The sequence below is a fragment of the Streptomyces sp. NPDC016640 genome (assembly GCF_043076215.1).
Lineage (GTDB): Bacteria > Actinomycetota > Actinomycetes > Streptomycetales > Streptomycetaceae > Streptomyces.
This window is the reverse complement of sequence record NZ_JBIBRG010000025.1, coordinates 1-21,046: the sequence shown is the minus strand read 5'-3', so window position 1 is coordinate 21,046 and position 21,046 is coordinate 1. Positions and strand designations below refer to the sequence as shown.

Here is a 21,046-nt window from a genome sequence, read left to right as displayed (position 1 = left end):
CCAGACCGCACCACCGTCCGGCCCTCCCGCACGACACGAAAAGGAGAAGTTCCATGAACCAAAGAGCCAAACGGGTGGTCCTGTCCGCGCTGACGACCGTCGTGGCGTCGGCCTCACTCACCCTCGCCACCACGACGCAGGCGTCCGCGATCGGCCAGGTAGCGTGTAGTTCAGGCGAGTTCCTGCAGATCGACATCCACCCGACCCATGGGCCCACCCAACCCTTGTGCTACGCCAACGCCGGAACCTTAGAATTCGCCCGCGGGTGGTGGATCACGAAGATCTCGACCGGCAACAACCGGGTTCAGTGGCACGGGGACGGAAGGTGGCAGCCCGATACCCCGATCAACAAGTGGACCGTCTTCACCTGGCCGAATCACCCGGGTGGGGTCAGCGTAACCGGAATCAGGATTCTCTGAACCGTCGGTGGTAGCCGGGGGACGGTGGTCCTGCCCGATCGCCGTCCTCGATCCTTGAGGGCCAATCGTTAAGGCCCTCAAGGATCGATGAACTGCAGGACCGCTGGCGTGTGAGCGAACAGGGTCAAAGCCTCCAGTGGTGGGTAAGCACGGCCTAGTGCTGTGACCGCATAGGTTCACCGGGTTGCTCGTTGTGCTGGTTGGAAGCGATGTCGCTTCCAACCAGCAGGGGAGGCGGGATGGCACCACCGGTTAAGGTCCGGAGGCTGACGGAGCAGGAGGGGCAGAAGCTCCAGCAGATCGTTCGGCGGGGCAGTACGAGCTCGGTACGGTTTCGGCGGGCGATGATGCTACTGGCCTCGGCCGGCGGCAGTACGGTTCCGGTGATCGCGCGGCTGGTCCAGGCGGACGAGGACACCGTCCCAGACGTGATCCACCGCTTCAACGAGATCGGGCTTGCATGCCTCAACCCTCAGTGGGCGGGAGGCCGTTCCCGCCTGCTGAGCAGTGACGACGAGGACTTCGTCATCCAGACGGCCACCACCCGCCCGACCGTGCTGGGCAAGCCCTTCACCCGCTGGTCGGTCCGCAAGCTTTCCGACCACCTGCGCCGGGACATAGCCAGGCCCGTCCGGATCGGCCGCGAGGCCCTGCGGTGCTTACTGGCCCGCCGCGGGATCACCTTCCAGCGGACGAAGACCTGGAAGGAGTCCCCGGACCCGGCCTTCGACGCCAAGCTGGAGCGAATCGAGTACGCGGTCAACGAGCGTCCAGACCGCACGTTCGCCTTCGACGAGTTCGGGCCACTGGGCATCCGCCCCACCGCCGGCTCCTGCTGGGCCGAACAGAGCTGCCCCGACAGGCTGCCTGCCACCTACCGCCGCACCCACGGCATCACCTACTTCCACGGCTGCTACTCCGTCGGCGACGACAAGCTGTGGGGTGTCAACCGGCGCCGCAAGGGCATCGACCACACCTGGGCCGCCCTGCGGTCGATCCGAGCAGCTCGCCCGGACGGCGGCCCGATCTACGTGATCCTGGACAACCTCTCCGCCCACCTGAACTGGAAGATCCGCAGGTGGGCGGCCAGGAACAAGGTCGAGCTGTGCTTCACACCCACCTACGCGTCCTGGGCCAAGCCCATCGAGGCCCACTTCGGGCCCCTGCGGCAGTTCACCCTCGCCAACTCCCACCATCCGAACCACACCGTCCAGACCCGGGCCCTGCACGCCTACCTGAGCTGGCGCAACCAGAACGCCCGCCACCCCGACGTCCTGGCCGCCCAACGCCGCGAACGCGCACGCGTCCGCAGCGAACGAGATCTCCGCTGGGGCGGCAGGACACTGCCGGCCGCAGCCTGACCCCGCTCAACCCGGCGAGGTCACAGCATTAGTCGTCGAACTCGAAGCCCGAAGCCTCCGCACGGGCAATGATGTCGCGGACTGCCTCGGGGCTCGTGATGACGGATTCGACGGCCGTCTTGAGTCGCGCGAGGTCGCTCGAACTGCCGACCGCGCAGAACATGCCAGCCTCGCTGTCGAAATCGACGTGCTCTGCAATATCCGGCCAGGCAAACCGCACGAGACCCTCCCAGAAGTACCCGTTCGGCTCGTGCCCGGCGGCAACTACTGCGGCATCGGCAGCCAGGCCGCCGGCATCCAATGTCAGCGAGTGCTCGCCATCGAAGTCATGGAGGTGGATGGTCACGGCGCGATCGTCTCACCCAGCACGCGAACCGTTCGCCCGGTCCCTCACAGCTCTCGAACCCGGTGAACCTTCCCGGTCACAGCACTAGCTGTGGTGTCTCAGGACGTTGGTTCCACGGCGTCCTCGAAGGTGAGCTGCTGCGGGATCGTGTCGAGTGGCTTCGGCGGCTGGTCGAACACGATGCGGTAGTCGCTGCCGGAGGTCCGGCTGATGGGTGGCCGGCCTCCGAGCGCGGAGTGCGGGCGCTCGTGGTTGTAGTAGTTGAGGAAGTTCGCGAGCGCGGCCCTGCATTCCTGCTCGGAGGTATAGGCGCGCACGTAGGCCCACTCGCGGGCCAGCGTTCCGTTGAACCTCTCCACCTTCCCGTTTGTCCGTGGCGTGTACGGCCTGGTGCGCTTGTGCTTCGTTCCCGTCACGACCAGGGCAGCGGCCCAGGCGCGAGAGCGGTAGCAGGAGCCGTTGTCGGTGAGGACGCGGCGGATCGGCGTGATGTCGTGGGCGGCGAAGAACGCGACGGAACGATGTCAGAACGCGGCTGCGGTCACGGCCTTCTCGTCGTCCAGAGCCTCGGTGTAGGCGAGCTGGGAGTGGTCGTCGATCGCTGTGTGCAGGTACGTGTAGCCGACCTTTCCGGTACCGGGACCGGTGCGCTTGGCGGCCCGTGCGGCTTCGGTGCCGCGGTCGTGCATTCGCCAGCCACCATCGGTGGGGATGCCACCAAGCTTCTTGACGTCGACGTGGACCAGGTCGCCAACCCGGTCGTGCTCGTAGCGGACGACTTCGCGCAGTTGCTCGCCGGTGGGCGGATCGAGGTCGCGCAGGCGGCTGAGCCCTCGCCGGACGAGGACTCGGTGCACGGTGGCCGGTGCCACGGTGATGCCGTACAGCTTCTGCAGTTCGGCGGCGAGCCGGGCGGGCCCGTACTTGGCCTGGCGCCGCAGCGCCTCTACCAGATCGGCGATGTCCTCGCTCGTGCGGTTGGGGCTGGCGATGGGCCGGGAGGAGCGATCCGTCAGACCGTCCCCGCCGTGGGCGAGCCAGCGGGCGTACCACTTGGCCAGGCAGCGGCGGGAGATTCCTGCTTCCGCAGCGACGTGTGCGATCGGACGTCCGGCATCGACCCGCAGGCACAAGCGCAGACGTCCTTCAGGGGTTAGCGGTGCGTTCCGATGTCCCCTGCTGGTGGCGCTCCTGGACTCGGCGGCCGCGTTCACCGGGAGCCCCTGAGATTTCGGGGCTCCCGCGTGAGCGGCTGTGCGTGGCGTCAGCGTGCGAACTTTTCGATGGCCTCCGGGGTGACGGGGGTGAAGAAGTTGACGAGGTTGCCGTCGGGGTCGCGGAACAACAGCGACCGGTTGCCCCAGGGCATCGTGGTGGGCTCGTTGACGAAGTCGGTGACGAAGCCGGTCAGGTTCTGGTGAACGCGGTCCACGTCGTCGACGAGGAATTCGATGATCACGCTGTGGTTGTCCGCCGGGCGGGCAGAGCCCGGGGCGAACAGCGGGACGGTGCGGGTGCCGGCGATCGCGAGGGTTGCGCCCGCGGTCTTGAGTTCGGCGAAGTCCTCGGTGGCCCGTATCGCCTGCATCCCTGTAGCTCGCTCGTAGAACTCGACGAGGCGTGCGACGTCGCTGGTGATGATGCGGATCGAGACGAAGTCCATGGGTATCTCCTTGGCTGTGCTGGAGGCGTGCAGTCTCAGGCTAGGAGAAATAGCGGACAGAATCGGTCCTATATTCGCGTTAGGCTGCGAACATGTCACGACCCACCGGCCGCGTGCTGAGACTCCTGGAGCTACTGCAGTCGGGCGGCACCCGGACTGTGGCCGAGCTCGCCGACCGTCTCGGCGTCGAAGGGCGCACTGTGCGGCGGTATGTGGACCAACTGATCGACCTGGACGTGCCCGTGGAGTCGGTGCGCGGCCGCTACGGCGGGTACCGGTTGGCTCCCGGGTACCGCTTGCCTCCGCTCATGCTCAGCGACGACGAGGCGCTGGCCGTGCTGCTCGGCCTGGTCGCCGGCCGCCGGGCAGAGCTGACGACGACGGAGCGCACGGCAAACGAGACGGCGTCAGCGAAGATCCGGCGGGTGCTGCCCAAGCACATCGCCCGCCGGCTCGACACACTCCTGGAAGCTCTCGCCTTCACGGATCAGCCCGGCGAGTTGGACCACCCGGACGCCGGGCTCCTGCTCACCATCGCCGATGCGGTGCGCCACCGCCGACCGGTCTCGATCCGCTACACCGACCGCGACGGACGGCGCAGCGAACGCACACTGCACGCGTACGGGATCGTCGCCCATGCGGGCCGGTGGTACGTGACGGGCAAGGACGCCCAGGTCGGCGAGGACCGAACCTTCCGGCTCGATCGCATCGCAGCCGCGAGGGCCCTGCCCGGCTCATTCGAAGCGCCCGTGGGTCCCGGTCCGGCACAACGCGTGTTGTCAGGATTCGCCACGGCCGAGTACAGGCATCAGGTCACCTTGCGGATCCACGGGACAGTTGAGCAGATCCGCGCCCACCTCCCCGCCAGCGTCGCGAGCCTGGAGGAGCACGAGCCCGCGGCCGGCCAGGACCCGGCGGCCGAGCACTGGCTGCGCGTCGAGCTACGGGCGGAGCGGCTCGACTGGTTGCCTCCGGTACTCGCCTCACTCGACCGGCCGTTCGCCATCGAGCACCCCGATGAACTCCGCCCCCTCGTCATCGCGCTCGCCGATCGCTTCACGTCCTATGCCCGCCAAGTCTGACAGGCGAAGAACCAATGTCATGAGACGGCACACCTAGCCCGCTCGGCCCGAACAGTCGCAACTTCCCCCAAGCCCGATCTCGTTGAAGCGGTGGATCACGTCTGGGACGGTGTCCTCGTCCGCCTGGACCAGCCGCGCGATCACCGGAACCGTACTGCCGCCGGCCGAGGCCAGTAGCATCATCGCCCGCCGAAACCGTACCGAGCTCGTACTGCCCCGCCGAACGATCTGCTGGAGCTTCTGCCCCTCCTGCTCCGTCAGCCTCCGGACCTTAACCGGTGGTGCCATCCCGCCTCCCCTGCTGGTTGGAAGCGACATCGCTTCCAACCAGCACAACGAGCAACCCGGTGAACCTATGAGGTCACAGCACTAGGTGCCGAATTCAGCCATCCCTCCATGCCAAGGCAACGGCAAACACCAGCTCAGGGCAAGGACCGCTGCTGGAGTACTAAGGTGCCGTCGGTCGCCTAGGACGAGGGAGGGCCCGTGGAGCAGCCCAGGACGGCGCTCGCCGAGCGCATAGCCGAGCAGCGGGCGGGGATCGGGGATCCTCGGGCACTGGTCGGTGAGATGCGGCGGTCGGTGCTTCTAATCCCGTCCGTCGACGGCCGCCTGTGGCGCGCGCACTCGGGCGGGGTGCGGTGGGGGTGCGCCTTCACGGACGAGACGGCGCTGGCCCGTTTCGCCCTCCACCACGGGCCGGGTGATCGGCCGATGGACTACGCCGCGCTGCTGGGCGCCCGCATCGTGGACGAGATCGTGCCGGGCCTGGGCGAACCCGCCGGGCTCGCGGTGGACATCGCTAGTGAGGGCGGGTCGATGTTCTTCCCACCGGTCACGGGCATCGTTCCCGACGGTGTCGCCGTCGACACCGACGCGGCGGAGGAGGAGGGGCGCGGCCGTGGGCGGTGACGGGACGGACCTGAACTTCGACAAGGCGTCGGTCGCGAAGTTCACCAAGGGGGTGGGTGCCACCATCGACGGGCTGGGCGAGTTGGGCGGCGCGACCGGTTCGGTGATGGGCAAGGGGTTCTCCCAGTTGTCGATGACCGGGATGGAGGCCGGGCACCACGGTCTGTCGGTCGACTTCGAGGACTTCTGCGAGCGCTGGGAGTGGGGTGTGCGCGCCCTGGTGCACGACGCCAGTCAGATTGCGAACCGTCTCGGTCTGGCGGCGGGCACCCTGTGGGAGCACGACCAGTACGTCGAGGGGGCGCTGAAGGGGGGGCAACGCCCTGATGGGCGGCAATCCGCACGCCTCCGAGGAGGAGATCACCCGGCAGGGCTGGGGCGAGGTGTTCACGCCGGACTACCTGGACCCGGACTGGAGCGCCGAGTCGTTCGAGCGGGCCGGCCAGGAGATCGAGCAGAACTGGAAGGACACCGGCCGGACGCTGCTCACGGAGGGGCAGGGCGGCCGGCAGTCGGAGATGCTCAACGAGAGGCTGGGCATCCACGACAACGAGTGGAACCGGGCGCTGGACGACACCTTCGGCCCGTCGCCCGAGGAACGCGCCCGGCAGGCGCAGCAGCAGGGCGGTCAGGGCGGCGACGGGGGTAACTGAGCTTGGGTATCGGCGACTTCATCAAGGACATCACGCCGGACTCGGTGGAGGAGGCGGTCGAGGACGGTGTCGAGTGGCTCGGCGACCGGGTCGAGGGCGCGGGGAACTGGACCGCGGACCGGCTGGACGACGTCGGCTGGGAGTCCGGCGCGGACTGGGTGCGCGAGCAGTCGCGTTCGGTCGCGAACCGGATGGGCGCCGAGGTCGACGAGATGGACCTGGGGCAGACCGAGGACAAGACCAAGCTGGTGTACGGCAGTGCGGAGAAGATCCGTTCCACCGCCGGGAAACTCCGCGCCTTCCGGAAGGCGTTCGACGACGCCGGCGAGGGCCTGAAGGGCCTGGACTCCTCGCAGCTCAAGGGTGAGGCCGCCGAGGCACTGCGGAAGGCGGTGAGCACCCAGCCGCCGAAGTGGTTCACGGGCGCCGACGCCTGTGAGAAGGCGGCCGCCGCGCTGGAGGCGTTCGCCGGAACGGTGACGTGGGCGCAGGGGCAGGCGCAGACGGCGATCGACAAATGGAAGGAGGGTGTGAAGGCCTCCGAGGACGCCGCCGACGCCCACCGCAAGAAGGTCGACGCCTACAACAAGGCCGTCGAGCGCTACAACGCCCAGCCCGCCGACCGGCGCGACCCGTCCACGCTCCCGCCCTGTCCGGCGCCGACGTTCGACGACCCGGGTAAGAAGCTGATGCAGGAGGCGCAGGAGATCCTCGCCGAGGCCCGCGAGCAGCGCAACACGGCCGCGGAGACCGCCCGCGGTGCGGTCCGCGCGGCGCGGGACCTGGCCCCGGAGAAGCCTTCGTACGCGCAGCAGGCGGGGCAGGGTCTGCAGGAACTGCAGATCATGGGCGACCACGTCGGCGGCGGGATCGTCAAGGGCACCGCGGGACTGGTGAACTTCGTGCGCGGCATCAACCCGCTGGACCCCTACAACATCACCCACCCCGCCGAGTACGCCACCAGCCTCAACAGCCTGGCCGCCGGGCTGGTGGTCGCCGTCAACGACCCGGTCGGCACCGGCAAGCAGATGGTCAGCGACTTCATGAAGGACCCCTACGAGGGCTTCGGCCGGCTGATCCCCGACCTCGCGCTGACCGCGGCCACCGGCGGGGGCGGCGCCGCGGTCAAGGGCGTGCGCATCGCCGCGGACGCCGCCCGTGCGCGCAAGCTGCTCGACGACGCCCCCGACGGCGCCCACAACCGGCCCGACGCAACTCGTACCGTTGCTGGCACCGACCCCGTCGACCTCGCTTCGGGCCGGATGTTCCTGCCCCAGATTGATTTTGCGCTGCCCGGTACTTTGCCGTTGGTGCTCACCCGCCGTACCGAGTCCGGTTACACGGTCGGCCGCTTCTTCGGGCCCTCCTGGGCTTCCACGGTCGACGAGCGCCTGGAGATCGACCCGGTCGGCGTCGTCCACGTCACCGCCGACGGCCTGCTCATCCCCTACTCGCACCCCGTTCCCGGCGCCCCCACCCGCCCCGAATCCGGCACCGCCCGCACCCTGCTGGCCCGCGACACCGACGGCGACTACGCCCTCACCGACCCTGACACCGGCCTGATACGCCACTTCACCGCCCCGCCCGGCGGCGACGGCACCGCCTGGCTAGAGCGGATCGAGGATCCTCACGGCAATTGGTGGGCCGTGCACCGCACCGAGAGCGGCATCCCGCTCGCCCTGACCTGTTCGGCGGGCCAGCAGGTGACTATCGCCGTGAGCGACGGCCATATCACCGCTCTGTCCTTGGCCGGCGCGGGCGAGAACGGCGCCGACCTGCCCTTGATGCGCTACGGCTACCAAGGCGGCAACCTCACCACCGTCACCAAACCCTCCGGCGCCACCACCACCTTCGTCTACGACGACCGCCGCCGCGTCACCGCCTGGATCGACTCCAACCACAGCCGCTACGACTACACCTACGACGACCGCGACCGCGTCGTCGCCGAAGGCGGCGAAGCCGGCCACGTCCAGATCACCCTTACCTACACCGAACCCGACCCCGACACCGGCCACCGCACCACCACCCTCACCACCGCCGACGGCCGCACCACCCGCCACCTCATCGACCGCCGCTGCCGGGTGATCGCCACTACCGATCCGCTGGGCCACACCACCCGCTACGCCTACGACACCCGCGGCAACCTCCTCACCCGCACCGACCCGCTCGGCCGCACCACCGCCTTCACCTACGACGAGGACGACCGGCTCGTCGCGGTCACCCGGCCTGACGGAAGCAAACTGCGCACTATCCGGGGCTTGCTCGGATGGCCCACAGAGTTCTACGGGCCGGACGGCACCCGGTGGCTCCAAGAGTTCGACGAGCGCGGCAACCGCATCGCCGTCACTGATCCGTCAGGTTCTACCACCCGATACGCCTACGACGACCGGGGCAGGCTCATCACTGTCACCGACGCCCTCGGCGCCGCCACCACCGTGCACTGCGACGCTGCTGGCCTGCCGGTGGAGGTGACCGACCCAGCCGGCGGTACCACTCGATTGGAACGCGACGCTCTGGGCCGGACGGTCCGCATCGTCGACCCGGCGGGAGGTGTCACGTGTCTCGAATGGGATGCGGACGGCAATCTCGCTCACCGTGTCACCCCGGACGGCTCCACCGAGTCGTGGATCTACGACGGCGAGGGAAACTGCCTCACCCACACCGACCCGGCCGGGGGCGTCTCCTACTACGAGTACACCCACTTCGACCTTCTCGTCGCCCGCACTCACCCCGATGGCACCCGCTACGAGTTCGACTACGACGCCGACCTGCGGCTCGCCCAGGTCACCGCCCCCCAAGGGTTCACCTGGTCGTACAAGTACGGCAAAACCGGTCGGCTCATCTCCGAGACCGACTTCGACGGCCGCACCCTCACCTACCGTTACGACGCCGCCGGGCAGCTCACCGCCAGGACCGATGCGCTCGGCGGTGTCGTCTCCTACGCCTATGACCAGCTCGGCCAAGCAGTCCGCAAAGACGCCGCGGGCAAGGTGACCACCTATACATACGACCGGGCCGGTCGCCTGCTGCAGGCAGTCGGGCCGGACAGCGAGGTCGCCTATGCGTACGACCGGCGGGGGAGGATCAAGACCGAACTCGTCGATGGCCGCGCCATAAGCTACGCCTACGACGCCCTGGGCCGTCGCATCCGCCGTATCACCCCCACCGGCGCGGTCACCGAATACGGCTACGACACCGCTGGGCGCCCCGCTCGGATGACCGTCGGCGGCCACGAGGTCGCCTTCACCCATGACGCGGCCGGCCGGGAACTCGAGCGCGTCTTCGGCGGCGCACTCACCCTGACCTCAGCCTGGGACGAGGCCGGAAGGCTCTCCGCCCAGCACCTGACGACCAGCGACCGCTCCCTCAACCGCCGCCGCTACTCCTACCGCGCCGACGGCCATCTCGCCTCTCTGGCCGACGAACTGTCGGGTACTCGCACCTTCGGCCTGGACGCGGCCGGCCGAGTCACCGCCGTCCACGCGCAGGGCTGGACCGAGCGGTACGCCTACGACGCGAGCGGCAACCAGGTCGAGGCGTCCTGGCCCGCTTCCCACCCCGGCAGCGAAGCAACCGGAGCGCGGACCTACGCCGGCACGGCGATCACCCGCGCCGGAGCCGTCCGTTTCGAGCACGACGCCCTCGGCCGCATCACCCTGCGGCAGAAGACCCGCCTGTCCCGCAAACCCGACACCTGGCACTACGAATGGGACGCCGAGAACCGCCTCACCTCGGTGATCACCCCGGACGGAACCCGCTGGCGCTACCGCTACGACCCCCTGGGCCGCCGCACCGCCAAGCAGCGCCTCGCCGACGACGGCGAGAAAGTAGCCGAGGAAATCCTTTTCACCTGGGACGGCAGGACCCTGTGCGAACAGACGGTCCACACGCCGGACCTGCCGCATGCCGTCGCCTTCACCTGGGATCACCGTGGCCTGATCCCGCTGTCTCAGACGGAACGCCTCCTCACCCCGGACATCCGCCAGGAGGAGATCGACCGGCGATTCTTCGCCATCGCCACCGACCTCGTGGGCACGCCCACCGAGCTAATCGACGAATCGGGCGAAATCGCCTGGCGCGCCAGGAGTACCCTCTGGGGAACCACCGCCTGGACTCGCTCCAGTACCGCCTACACCCCCCTGCGCTTCCCCGGCCAGTACTACGACCCCGAGACCGGCCTCCACTACAACCTCTTCCGCCACTACGACCCCGAGACCGGCCGCTACACCTCCCCAGACCCTCTTGGTCTTGGCCCCGCGCCGAACCCGGTCGCCTATGTGCACAATCCGTTCACCGCCTGCGACCCCCTCGGCCTGTCGCCCTACTCGCGATTCAAGGGACTGGGCTGGCTGACCGAGAAGCAGCTCAGCCGGCCGTCGTTCCGATACCAGCGACTCGTCACCGACCAGAGCTACGAGCAGCAATGGATCCTGCCGGACGGCCGAGAGGTCCATATCGACGGCGGTCCACGGGACGGCTGGGTCACCGAAGCCAAGTGGACCGGCGGCGACAACTACGGCGAGTGGGAAAAATCCCCCTAAAACCCTGCTTCCGAGTTCTACGACGAGAGCCGGCTCACCACGCAGACCGAGAAGCTGCTCGCCCTCAACGAAGACCTCAGGGGCAAGGGGGTTCGCTATATGGTGTCCAATGAATGGGGCGCCGCGCATGTGAACGAGGTACTGTCCAAGGCCTTCCCCGAGGCTTACGCCAGCGGACAGCTGAAGGCGTATCACGTGCCCGGCAACGGCATGAGTGGAATGAGTTCATGGCTGCAGTGACCGCAATGCTGGAAGAGCTCCGGGGCCTGGTCCCGCTGACCGTCGAGGGCGCGGCGGAAAGGTTCGCGGCCCAGGAGTGGACGCCCGGCGGCAAGCCCCGCGACGGTGTGGAGACGTCCTGGCGCAAGGACGGCATCCGGGGATGGAGCCAGAAGTTCCGCAGCGGGGCGGTCCGTGTCTCGTTCGCCGTCTGGATCCGCGATGTCGACGAGTCCGGTTACTTCGACGACCTGGACGCCGTCTACGAGCAAGGCGAGCAGGCACTGGCCGCGTTCCTCCCCGAGATCGAAAACTCCCCGCTCGCCGGCCACCTTGTCGAGGCCGAACTCACGGCCACGGACAAGGACGAGTTCATCGCGGCCCGCAAGTGGACCCTCGGCGGACGGGCCCTGACCGCCGGCGTGGTACAGCAGGACACCGATCTCCCAGTGATGGTCGTGGTCGCGCTGGAGGAACCCGCGCCGGCCCCGGCATAACGCCGTTCCACCGACAGCCTGGGGTACTGGTACGGCTCGTCCGTCGTTCTCACCGAGGGGCAGCCGCTGTCGCGGATCGGCCGGAATGCCACCTTGTCACCCGGCCGGGATCGCCTGCGCCGTAGTGTGCCTGCGTAGACCTTCCCGAACGTCACCCTGCGCCTGCCGAAAAGCTCATCCGTCCAGTTCAGGCGGTATGTCGATACTCGTGGAGGATGCCGCCGAGTCGTTGGCGTCGTCGTATGTCGAGGTGGATGATCTGCTCCGGATCGCTGATCGGCCTCGGCAAGGGGCGTAGCGGGCGGGCGTTGGCGATGCCTTGATGGGGCCGGTGGGAGTTGTAGAAATCTTCGAACTCGCGTAGCGCGTGGAGCAGGCGTCGCTGGTTCCGGATCAGGGTGCGGTTGAGGCTGATCCTTTGGAGTGGACACCCTGACAATGGATCTTGATGGTCCAGGGAGGGATGTCCAAGTAGGACGCAAGTCTCCGTACCCGGAGGAGTTCCGGGAAGACGCCGTCGCGCTCTACCGTGCTGCGGCGGGCAAGCGGACGTACGCGGCGGTGGCTGCGGATCTCGGCATCACTGCCGAGTCGTTGCGGACGTGGGTCCGTAAGGATGAGGTTCAGGCTGTGCCCGGACGCCGTGGCGCGGGCGGCGAGGCGGAGGAGCTGGCCTGGCTGCGGGCGGAGAACGCCTGGTTGCTGAAGGCCGAGAAGGAGTGGCACCTGGAGCGCGAGATCCTGCGCCGGGCAGCCGCCTGTTTCGCTCGGGAGGTGAGGTGACACCCTGCCGCTGGGACTTCATCTCCGACAACCGTGCCGACTTCGGCGTCAAGCGGATCTGCCGGGTGCTCGGGGCATCGCGCGCCGGCTACTACCGCCACCTGGCCACCGGGCAGGCCCGCGCCGGGCGCCAGGCCGAGGAGAAGCGGACCGTGGCCGAGATCCGCGCCATCCAGGCCATCCACGCCGAGCACCATGGCGCCTACGGTGCTCCGCGCGTCCATGCCGGGCTTCGTGCCCGTGGACACCGGATCAACCGCAAGCGCGTGACCCGGCTGATGCGGGTCAACCACATCATCGGCCGGCACCTGCGGAAGAAGAAGCGGACGACGATCACCGACAGGACCGCGCCGCCGGTGCCGGACCTGGTGATGCGCGACTTCACCGCCGACAGGCTGAATACCAGGTGGTGCGGCGACATCACCTACATACCTGTCGGCACGACGTGGCTCTACCTCGCCACGGTGATCGACATCTGTTCGCGGCGGGTGGTGGGCTGGTCGATCGCCGACCGTATGCGCACCTCGCTGGTCACCGACGCGATCGAGATGGCCGTGGCCGCCCGCGGCAGCCGGGTGAACGGCGTCGTTTTCCACACCGACAGGGGCGTCCAATACAGCGCGGCTGCCTTCGCCGACGTCTGCCGCCGGCACGGTATCCGGCGCAGCATGGGCCGGATCGGCTCGAGCTACGACAACGCCCTCGCCGAGTCGTTCTTCCAAGGCCTCAAGCGCGAGTTGCTCCACGGGCGCCGCTGGACCTCCAAGGCCCAGACCCGGCTCGAGCTGTTCCGCCGGCTGTCGTACTACAACCGGCGCCGTCGCCACTCCGCCCTCGGCTACCTCACACCAGCCGAGTTCGAACAACAACTGATCACGACACGTACGCTGTCACTCATCGCATGAAACCCGGTGTCCACTCCCGGGGATCAACCTCACAAGGGCGCATCCACCGTCGGCCGCAACAGCCGGGGCTACGACGCCGCGAAGAAAATCAACGGCCGCAAACGACATATCACCGTGGACACGCTCGGCCTGCCCGTGATGATCACGGTGACACCCACCGACATCCAGGACCGCGACGCCGCCCGCGACGTGTTCTGGCGGCTGCGTCTCACCCAGCCGCAGATCACCCAGGTCTGGGCCGACCGCGGCTACGCCGGCGACCTCGTGGACTGGGCCCGCGCACGCCTCTGGCTCACCCTGCGCATCGTCTCCCGGCCCAAAGGCACCAAGGACTTCGTCGTCCTGTCCCGCCGTTGGAAAGTCGAGCGCACGATCGGCTGGTGCATGAACGCCCGCCGCAACGCACGCGACTACGAACGCCTCCCGCAGCACTCCGAAGCACACCTGAACTGGGCACTCATCACCATGATGACCCGGCGCCTGACCCGTAAAAGCCCTCGTGCCAGCCAGTGGACACGCAAGACGCCAGCCGTCGGCTGACAGCCCGGTCTGCTTGCTGTCGCATGCTGGCGGACTCCGAACATGTCGCGGAAGATGAGCTTCCGTCTCGGCACCCTTCTGCACGACGGGAGGGCCCGCCAGCCAGCTGACGGGCCCTCATACAGTCGAGCTACTAGCGAGCGCCCTCTACGGGAAGCCGGGCCCGCCGCCGCAGCAGGCGACGGTCTGGGTCTGGTCGGCACTGGCGAGCGGCACCACCGCAAGCACCGCCGCCAGTGCCACGAACAGGCCGATTGCGGCTTTGCGCATCACATCTCCTTGTCGAAGGGGAACCTGGTCCAGATTTTGCACTGCTGGCGAGTGCCCTCTACGGGAAGCCGGGCCCGCCGCCGCAGCAGGCGACAGTCTGGGTCTGGTCGGCACTGGCGAGCGGCACCACCGCAAGCACCGCCGCCAGTGCCACGAACAAACCGAGTACGGCTTTACGCATCACATCTACTCCTGATCGTCGGAATCCGGTGCCGCTTCAAGCGGTCACTGATTCAGATACGCGAAACCGACCCCTGGTTGCACGGCAGTTGTGACTCTTCGGCGGAGTACATCAGCGTCTGGTGGGCCCACGCGGGAGCTCCCTCGGTCTCGCGGACCGCGCGGCGGCGGCAACGGCCGGGCCGTAGGTATCCCAAGCGCCGGGAAGAAAAACACCTACTGAGGAGCCCTCGACATCGGCGACAGGTGAGTCGGTGAGCCGCGCGACGCCCCGCAGACCGGCGGGGGGAAGGGCATCGCGGCCCGGATGACGTCGGCGTCCTGCGCCGACCGGGGAGACGGGAGGCAGGCCGAGGGCGATCCGAGGACCGGGCGGGTCTCCGCCGAGGTCAGGATGTGGCGGTGTCAGCGAAGGCGTCCAGGGATTCGGGGAGAGTTTGGCCGCCGTCGACGATGAGGGACTGTCCGGTGACGAAAGAGGCTTCGTCGGAGGCGAGGAAGAGCACGGCGTGTGCGACGTCGGCGGTCTCACCCAGCCGCCCCAGCGGGATGGAGCCGGCCATCCGACGCAGGTAGTCCGGCCCGAGGCCGGTCAGCCCTTCGGTGCGAACGTTCCCGGGTAGGACGGCATTGACCGTGACGCCGTACGGGGCCAGCTCCACAGCCGCCCCGCGCAGGAAACCCAGTTGTCCTGCCTTACTGGCCCCGTAATGGGACCACCCCGCGTAGCCCGTGGCTGGGCCGGTGATCGAGGAGGTCAAAACGATCCGGCCGCGGCCAGCCCGTTCCATCGCGGGCAGACACGCCCGCACCGACAGGATGGAACCCCGGAGGTTGACGTCCAAGACCTCGTCCACGTCCTCGACGGTCAGCTCGCGCAGCGGACACTCCGGGAAGATCCCGGCATTGGCACACAGCACATCGACCCCGCCGTACAGCCGTTCGGCCTCGGCCGCCATCCTCTCGATCTCTCCGGGCCGCCGCACGTCCACGCCCAGGCCCGCGACCCGCCCGCCCGTGACCCGGGCGAGACCGTCCGCCACTTTGCGGGCCGTCTCCTCGTGCCGGCCGGTGAGCAACACGGCGGCACCCTGCCGGGCAAAAAGTTCGGCGATACCGAACCCGATTCCCCGCGTCCCTCCGGTCACGATCACGGACCGGTCCTCCCAGCATGTGAACGTCATACCGCTCGCCCCTTCACCGCCATCCCTGCACCACCGGGAAAGCCCGGCCGCTGTCCCGGTCACGCTAGCGGCAGACCCCGGACGTGGCGGCGAAGGACTGGTCGGCACGTGCATTGGGCGGCTCAGCTTGCCGTTTATGGTTCGCCGTCGAACGCGGCTCGAACTTGCTCGGAGTTCTCCCAGTTCACCAGATGCGTGAGGGACAGGGGGCCGATCCTGTGCTGAGCGACAACGCAGCACGGAGGCCGGGATCGTGGGACTGGTCGAGCACAGCGAACAAGACGCGTTGATGGTGATGGCGGAGTTTCGGTCGGAACCGTACGCATGCCTGCTCTCCAGGAGCGACGCCCTGTTCGAGCTGTGCGACGCACTGCTGTGCACCGACGGGCCGGTCCGAACGCTCGTGGACCTGGCCCTCGCGCCTGAGCACCGCAGGGGCCACGGTGCCCTGTACTCCGGGATCAACCAGGGCCAGATCGATGTCGCCCGGCTGCGCCGGGCTTTGGCCGGTGTGCCGTTGCCCCGGGCCGCCGATGGCCGGCTGGTGTTGGCGGTGGATGTCTCCCCATGGCTGCGGCCGGACGCCGGCACATCGTCGGACCGCTCCTTCTGCCACACCTTCGGCCGGGGCCTGGGCAAGCACCAGATGGTGCCCGGCTGGCCCTACTCGGTCGTTGCCGCTTTGGAGACGGGCCGGACTTCGTGGACCGCGCTGCTGGACGCGATTCGGTTGGAGCCTGGCGCCGACGTGGCCGCGGTCACTGCCGGACAGGTCCGCGACGTTGTCGACCGACCGGCCACAGGCGCAGGCTGTGCGGTTCGGCCCGGCGCCGGGGTAAACGAGGGCTCATGGCTGTGAGGACTTGCCGGGCGGGCGATCGGTTGCAGGGGCGTCACCTCAGGGCGGGGGCGAGGGCGGTGAGCGGGGTGTAGAGGGAGACCCGGGGAGCAGCGCGCGGTGGTGCTGCCGGTGTCGGCCGGGCCCTGCCCGCCGCCGTCCTCGTCCTCGTCGTCGGCGCTGACGCAGCGGCAGGTCAGACAGTGGTCGAGGTCGCTGATGACGGTGGTCAGGGCGAGTTGGCGGGTGTGGGCGTGGCGCCGCCAGTCCCACAGCAGGGCCTGCCAGTCCACGCCACCCGGGGTGGTGTCGTGCGGGAGTTCGGCGAGATCTTTGGCGATGTCGGCCAGGTCGAGGCCGGCCTCGCGGCCCACGCGGATCAGCGCCCCGGAAGACGGCTGCGAGTTCCGGCAGTGCCCGTACCACCTCGAGGGTGGCGGTACGGCGGGCCCGGCTGAGCGCGACGACGCAGACAACGGCCGCGCAGATCAGGGCGAGGCACAGTGCCAGGGGCAGCACGAGGGTGAGCAGGGTGTCGAGCATGGTGGGTGGCCTCCGGTCAGTGAAAAAGGTTCCGCCGTCCCGGTCGGGAAGGCTGGGGAAGGGACCGGCCGTGGGCAGCGTCTGGTGATCGGTTCACGGACCTGCCGTGGCCGGTGGCGGCACTGTGAAGGGCCGCCGGGTTAGCCCCGCAAGGGGGAGCGATGACCCAGCGATGCAAGGGGGGGTGCCGACCGCCTGCCGGCCGGTGTGCGGCCGGCCATGCCCGGCCGTCTCCGGTCGTGTTTCGGAATCCCGGCTCCTCGGCTCGGTCCGTGGGCCGGTTTCATCCTCCTCTCCTCGGTGTGCCCTTGCCGACGGTGGTGGGGTTGAGGGGTGCGGGGTCCGGCCAAGGGGCCGCTCAGGCTGACTCGGGCATGGCGGCCTTCGTGGTGCTCATGTCCGGTGTCCCGAGCCTGTGCGGCTGGGGCGTGCTCACGCCGCTCCGACCGGGGCGCGGGCGCCGGGTCAGTTCTGCAGGACGGTGTAGATGAGGGCGAGGACGGTGGTAGCGGTGACCATGGCGGTGCCCAGGGCGGGGTTCTGGTAGGCGATCCGCCCGATTGCGATACCGGCAAGGATGAGCAGGGCGAGAACGGCGAGCACGTACACGATGAGCCTCGATGGGATAGCGACGAGTGCGGACAGGCACCAGTGAGCCACCCATGACCTGGGCTCAGGGGGGAATCGAATGACAGCGAACGACTCCGAAGAAACCAGAAGGGCCACAGGACCGGTCGCGGAGTTCGCCGCCTGGATGCGCGAACTCCACCGGGAAGCGGCAAAGCCCAGCTACACCGCCATCGTGCGGCGGAGCCGAACGCGGTACCCGGATGCCACCGTGCGGGAGAGCACCATCTCCGACATCCTCAGCGGCAAACGACTCCCTCGCTGGGAGACTGCGGAGCCCATCGCCTGGGCGCTGGGTGGCGAGCCCGCGGTGGCCGCGTGCCTCGAACGCTGGAAACACGCCGACGCCGCCCGCTCCACCACACCCGCCCCGCCCACGGAGCGAAACGACCAACTACCCTCCCTCCCGCCTCAAGCGGCGGACGGATCACACGACCATGCCCGACAGGTTCCGGCCAGCCCAAGACGCACCTGGCCCTGGGCACTAGCCACTGCGACTGTCGCCCTACCCCTGCTGGGCTGGGCCGGCATCGCGATCCTCACCGACACCACCGATGCCCGCCCCCCAGTCACCTCGGGCACCCCTGGTCCAGAACCCTCCGACAGCGCACCCACCACCCGGTCGACGAAAGCGGCCCCCACCAGGGCGGTGCAAACTCCCAGCACCGCCCTGCCAGCCCATAGACAGCTGATCGTCAAGATGCACCCGATCGGCTCCTCACCGACCGAGTGGACGCCGGAGAAAGACATCGGCATCAATGTCACCGCCCTGGATGAGAAAGGCGTGAGCTACTTCGTCATCACCCCGACGCGCAGCTGCACGGCCACAGGGGTGGCGATCGGGGAATCCGCCGTCATCACAGGAGAAGACGGCGGCTGGATCCGGATGATTGTCACTGCCATCGATCCACCCGGCCCCGGCCTGCAAAATCTCCCGGTGGCCTTTCACATCACCCGCGGAGACGGCGACCCACCCCGCGGCACGAAGGCATGTACCTGACGGACAGCAGTGAGGAAAACCACCGGATGACACAGAATCCGGTGAGCTTGGTACTGGACTGGGCACGCCTGTCCAGTACAACGGCGGACCCTACCGAGGGCCCTGTCCCTCTCTGCTCATAGGCGCGTCGTGCAGGTCCGCGCCCGGAAGGCCGTCGCAGCTCAGGCTCGTGCCGAAGCCGCGTCCGCGCAGCTCGCCGTCGTCCCGGCCGAGCCGGTGGCAGCCGAGCCGGTGGCACCGGTGGTCGTGCCCGCGCCGACCGCGACCACCAACTGGTGTTCGACCACATCGACCGCTACGGCGAGACCTCCGCCTGTGATGTGTCGGCGTCGTGTCAGTGGGGTTGTGTCAGCCACGGTTGAGTGGGAAAGGGTGCTCCTGCTGCTCGTCGGCCCGTGACTGGAGCTTGTCACTGACACAGCGGTGGTACTTCGCGACCTCATGGCTGTCATGGGTCGGTACTTCCCCAATTGGATCACTGCCACGAAGGCGGCACATCGCACCTGCAAGAGGTGTATTTCAAAGACGGGGGACGCCGCTCCGCAGGGCTGGCGGTCGAATTTACGGGTATCGACTATATCGATTTTGGAATTTAGAAATACCTCGCTTGCCTCTTAAGCAAGGAAGGGAGTGAGCCGAAGCGCGATAGTTGACACATGGGCAGGCTTGTTGTCGCCAAGATCGCTGGAGTGGGTGTCCTGTCGCACTGAGCCTGTCGAATTCTCACCGCTTCTCATTCGTGCTGGCGGATTCTCATTGCCGTGCACAAAGGTGTCACGGCAGTTGACGGTCAGCCGCAGCACAAGTGATCGGGACTGGTCCTGGCGATTCACGGCTAGGTTCCGCATAGGGATGAACAGACCAACGGCTGAGGCTACGCTGCGATGCCTGGATTTCCGCATGTAGCCGCACCGGTTGCCACTAAACTGCACTGAGCGGCGAGCATGCGCGGCGGGGATAGAAGGGGAGGAGAAGCCGATGGCTGGCCTCAAGATGCGAATCGATCCGGAAATCCGGGCGAAACTGGGCGATCGCGTACTCTTCCACCTTCGCACGCAGTTACGGGCAGTTGACTGCCAGACCTGCGGCGGCCGGTTCCGATGGTGGCAGAAGCCTGCCCTCGCCGTGTACGCCGAGGACAAGCGCGCACATGCGTCGCTGCATCACGTCGGCTGCCACCAGCCCGGCTGGCACGAGGGGCGCATCGAGCCAATGTCCAAGGGCCAGCATCTCACTTGGCGCGCGGGGACGTTCGTCATGCCGGCCGTCATGACGCTCGGCCTGTCCTCCGAGGACATCCCATTCTTCCTGGTGAATCCGTCCTACGAGTCCGCTCTCCTCCAGGACTGTGACGGTGAGGGATGGCGGGTGTGGACGGTGAACCTCTTCAAGGAGCTGGGGCTTGATCGTGGGCTGGAGGCGCTGCAGTCGGACGTCCCGACGCGGGCACTTGCCGCCTCGATCTCCGAGTCCGTCAGCGTGCCGTATCAGTGGATCTCTATCACGGTTCGGGCTGGCAAGGTCCAGCATCACTGGCCGGATATACCGCTCTCCCCGGAGACGGCGAGACTCGTGCGTTCGCGCGGCTCGATTGTCGTCGGAGTCACCACTCACGTCGACGTTTATCAGCCTCTCTCACACATTAAGATCGAGGCGTACATGGCGTCCGGCTCGATGGCGGTCGGGGTGGCCGCGTTTTCTCCTCCCAAGGGCAAAGGCCGACGCCGACGGAAACGCTGACGCGGTGACCAAGCGGACGATTCACCTGGATCCATACCGCCCTCGGAACCCAGGACGCCGTCTACAGAAGTCAGCGGGGTGCTCCACGAGTGTGGGTGGTGACAACTGCCCAGCTTCGCGCGGGCTGGTGACAAGTAGCCCGCTTCACCAGTGACAATTACGGTGCCTCGTTCGCGGGAACTCGCAGGTCGGAACGAACCGGGTGTGACAACTACCATGCGTCGACATAGGGAGAAAATCGGTAAACCGGATACATTGGAGCATCAAATCTTAGACAGTCTGGCTCGAAGAGAAGTGGAATACACCCCGCGCCAGAACCCCGTATGGGGGTAGGGCCTGGTTCCAGAATGAATCCATCCTCTCAGTTTGAAGCAGGGGGTGGCTCGATTCTGCCAAAGCTACATGGTGCATCACCTGATGCAAAGTCACCAGACCCGGCCAGCCTTCTCCCCGTAGCTGCCCGGGCCGCAGGCCCGTTGACCGTCCCGCGCAGCAGGGCCGGCTGTTGTGGTGCGTAGCGCCACGGGGTGGCTGGAGCGCAGCGGAGGCCGCCCTTGCGGGGAACGTAGTCCCCGCTGCTCCGGGAGCGCAGCGGACGGAGCGTCACCGGCCCGGCGCAGCCGGGCCGGTGAGCTGCTCGCGCAGCGAGCAGCAGCGCGAGCGCGGAGCGGGAGCGCAACACCCGCGCGCAGCGCGGGTGTTCGCTTGCCCATCGCGCAGCGATGGGAGACCCGCTCCGCGGG

General features: G+C 68.0%; 15 protein-coding genes and 5 pseudogenes. 12 read left to right on the top strand and 8 right to left on the bottom strand.

Annotation, left to right across the window (positions count from 1 at the left end; all coding sequences use genetic code 11):
- Positions 1-53: 53 nt before the first annotated feature.
- Positions 54-419 (top strand): beta/gamma crystallin domain-containing protein, encoded by a 366-nt coding sequence (locus tag ACF07S_RS32635; RefSeq protein ID WP_391975843.1) that lies wholly within the window; start codon positions 54-56, stop codon positions 417-419.
- 239 nt (positions 420-658) lie between these two features.
- On the top strand, positions 659-1,780 hold the full coding sequence (locus tag ACF07S_RS32630; RefSeq protein ID WP_391975842.1) for an IS630 family transposase: 1,122 nt from the start codon (positions 659-661) through the stop codon (positions 1,778-1,780).
- 28 nt (positions 1,781-1,808) lie between these two features.
- Here ACF07S_RS32630 and ACF07S_RS32625 read toward each other — a convergent pair whose 3' ends face one another.
- The 3 genes and pseudogenes from ACF07S_RS32625 to ACF07S_RS32615 all read right to left on the bottom strand — a co-directional run bounded on the left by ACF07S_RS32625 (position 1,809) and on the right by ACF07S_RS32615 (position 3,789).
- A complete protein-coding gene (locus ACF07S_RS32625; RefSeq protein WP_362230792.1) occupies positions 1,809-2,126 on the bottom strand; it encodes an Imm51 family immunity protein in 318 nt (105 codons plus the stop codon).
- Positions 2,127-2,329: 203 nt separating this feature from the next.
- Positions 2,330-3,340: pseudogene (locus ACF07S_RS32620) on the bottom strand (IS481 family transposase); the annotation flags it as partial.
- Positions 3,341-3,390: 50 nt separating this feature from the next.
- Complete coding sequence (locus ACF07S_RS32615; RefSeq protein ID WP_221354536.1) at positions 3,391-3,789, bottom strand: VOC family protein; 399 nt, start codon at positions 3,787-3,789, stop codon at positions 3,391-3,393.
- A gap of 92 nt (positions 3,790-3,881) precedes the next feature.
- Between ACF07S_RS32615 and ACF07S_RS32610 the strand changes: the two genes are divergently transcribed.
- Positions 3,882-4,871 carry a helix-turn-helix transcriptional regulator gene (locus ACF07S_RS32610; protein WP_391975841.1) on the top strand — a complete coding sequence of 330 codons (990 nt, stop codon included), beginning with the start codon at positions 3,882-3,884 and terminating at the stop codon, positions 4,869-4,871.
- A 33-nt stretch (positions 4,872-4,904) separates the two neighbouring features.
- On the opposite strand, the gene ACF07S_RS32605 is transcribed toward ACF07S_RS32610, so the two are convergent.
- On the bottom strand, positions 4,905-5,159 hold the full coding sequence (locus ACF07S_RS32605; protein WP_391975840.1) for a helix-turn-helix domain-containing protein: 255 nt from the start codon (positions 5,157-5,159) through the stop codon (positions 4,905-4,907).
- A 198-nt stretch (positions 5,160-5,357) separates the two neighbouring features.
- On the opposite strand from ACF07S_RS32605, the gene ACF07S_RS32600 reads away from it, so the two are divergent.
- From ACF07S_RS32600 to ACF07S_RS32575, 6 genes and pseudogenes are all read left to right on the top strand, one after another.
- A complete protein-coding gene (locus tag ACF07S_RS32600) occupies positions 5,358-5,783 on the top strand; it encodes a hypothetical protein (protein ID WP_391975839.1) in 426 nt (141 codons plus the stop codon).
- Positions 5,773-6,436, top strand: a pseudogene (locus tag ACF07S_RS32595) (hypothetical protein). The gene ACF07S_RS32600 and the pseudogene ACF07S_RS32595 overlap by 11 nt, the downstream one beginning before the upstream one ends.
- A gap of 2 nt (positions 6,437-6,438) precedes the next feature.
- Positions 6,439-10,977 (top strand): putative T7SS-secreted protein, encoded by a 4,539-nt coding sequence (locus ACF07S_RS32590; protein ID WP_391975838.1) that lies wholly within the window; start codon positions 6,439-6,441, stop codon positions 10,975-10,977.
- A 227-nt stretch (positions 10,978-11,204) separates the two neighbouring features.
- Positions 11,205-11,693, top strand: a complete 489-nt coding sequence (locus ACF07S_RS32585; RefSeq protein ID WP_391967144.1) for a hypothetical protein — start codon at positions 11,205-11,207, stop codon at positions 11,691-11,693.
- Positions 11,694-12,131: 438 nt separating this feature from the next.
- Positions 12,132-13,381, top strand: a protein-coding gene (locus tag ACF07S_RS32580) for an IS3 family transposase (protein ID WP_391975851.1) whose coding sequence is annotated in 2 segments (ribosomal slippage) — positions 12,132-12,408 and positions 12,408-13,381 — 1,251 coding nt in all. Because the reading frame shifts where the segments join, the coding sequence is not laid out codon by codon here.
- A 24-nt stretch (positions 13,382-13,405) separates the two neighbouring features.
- Positions 13,406-13,912 (top strand): annotated as a pseudogene (locus ACF07S_RS32575) (transposase); the annotation flags it as partial.
- Positions 13,913-14,068: 156 nt separating this feature from the next.
- Here the strand turns inward: ACF07S_RS32575 and ACF07S_RS32570 are convergent.
- Both ACF07S_RS32570 and fabG read right to left on the bottom strand, forming a co-directional pair.
- Complete coding sequence (locus ACF07S_RS32570; protein ID WP_391967146.1) at positions 14,069-14,191, bottom strand: hypothetical protein; 123 nt, start codon at positions 14,189-14,191, stop codon at positions 14,069-14,071.
- Positions 14,192-14,760: 569 nt separating this feature from the next.
- Positions 14,761-15,555, bottom strand: coding sequence for a 3-oxoacyl-ACP reductase FabG (gene fabG / locus ACF07S_RS32565; RefSeq protein ID WP_391975850.1), 795 nt, complete (start codon positions 15,553-15,555; stop codon positions 14,761-14,763).
- 289 nt (positions 15,556-15,844) lie between these two features.
- Here fabG and ACF07S_RS32560 point away from each other — a divergent pair.
- A pseudogene (locus ACF07S_RS32560) lies at positions 15,845-16,348 on the top strand (transposase); the annotation flags it as partial.
- Between the two features lie 257 nt (positions 16,349-16,605).
- Here ACF07S_RS32560 and ACF07S_RS32555 read toward each other — a convergent pair.
- Positions 16,606-16,767: pseudogene (locus ACF07S_RS32555) on the bottom strand (hypothetical protein); the annotation flags it as partial.
- A 634-nt stretch (positions 16,768-17,401) separates the two neighbouring features.
- Positions 17,402-17,539 carry a hypothetical protein gene (locus ACF07S_RS32550; protein WP_391967149.1) on the bottom strand — a complete coding sequence of 46 codons (138 nt, stop codon included), beginning with the start codon at positions 17,537-17,539 and terminating at the stop codon, positions 17,402-17,404.
- Between the two features lie 85 nt (positions 17,540-17,624).
- Here ACF07S_RS32550 and ACF07S_RS32545 point away from each other — a divergent pair, with 85 nt between their 5' ends.
- Together ACF07S_RS32545 and ACF07S_RS32540 are read left to right on the top strand one after the other, a co-directional pair.
- Positions 17,625-18,563 carry a hypothetical protein gene (locus ACF07S_RS32545; protein ID WP_391967150.1) on the top strand — a complete coding sequence of 313 codons (939 nt, stop codon included), beginning with the start codon at positions 17,625-17,627 and terminating at the stop codon, positions 18,561-18,563.
- A 978-nt stretch (positions 18,564-19,541) separates the two neighbouring features.
- Entirely contained in the window at positions 19,542-20,303 is a 762-nt protein-coding gene (locus ACF07S_RS32540; RefSeq protein WP_391975837.1) for a hypothetical protein, read from the top strand.
- The last annotated feature ends 743 nt before the right edge of the window (positions 20,304-21,046 follow it).